This is a genomic window from Phyllobacterium sp. P5_D12, from assembly GCF_054049495.1.
Genome location: NZ_JBFUMG010001197.1, coordinates 1 through 530, shown reverse-complemented (window position 1 = coordinate 530; position 530 = coordinate 1). Strand labels below are relative to the sequence as shown.

The following is a 530-nucleotide window of genomic DNA, read 5'->3' as shown; positions in this document are numbered from 1 at the left end:
GGTGAAGGGAATGGGCGGCGCGATGGATCTTGTCGCTGGCGTCAAGAAAGTGGTCGTCGTCATGGAACACGAGGCCAAGGGCGAAGCAAAGCTCCTGGAGCAATGCACGTTGCCATTAACTGGGCAGCGCGTCACCGATCTGGTGATCACCGATCTTGGCGTTTTCACAGTGGCGCGTCACGGCGATCCCAAGATGACGCTCATCGAGATTGCGCCCGGCGTAACGGTCGAGGAAATCAAGGCGAAAACCCAGGCGGTCTTCGACGTCGCGGTTTGATTGACGAATTCAGGGCTGGCGGACCTCAATATTCGCCAGCGCCTACCTCGTCTTCTTGACCACGCAAACCGGGCCCTCGCCCGGATAGCGGGGATCATGGTCGACACACGTAGCGTCATAGCGGAAGCTGCCATAATAGACACGGGCGCAGCCGGAGAGCACGGGAGCGAATGTTACAAGCACCAGAAACAGGGCTGTGGAATATTTTCGATGAAGAGGGTTCATTTTTCCTCGCGTCGCTCCTATATATAGC

General features: G+C 57.2%; 2 protein-coding genes. One reads left to right on the top strand and one right to left on the bottom strand.

Annotation, left to right across the window (positions count from 1 at the left end; all coding sequences use genetic code 11):
* Positions 1–277: CoA-transferase (locus ACXJ5O_RS29480; RefSeq protein ID WP_457302989.1), on the top strand; the 277-nt coding region annotated here is incomplete at its 5' end.
* Positions 278–319: 42 nt separating this feature from the next.
* Here the strand turns inward: ACXJ5O_RS29480 and ACXJ5O_RS29475 are convergent.
* Positions 320–530: hypothetical protein (locus ACXJ5O_RS29475; RefSeq protein WP_457302988.1), on the bottom strand; the 211-nt coding region annotated here is incomplete at its 5' end.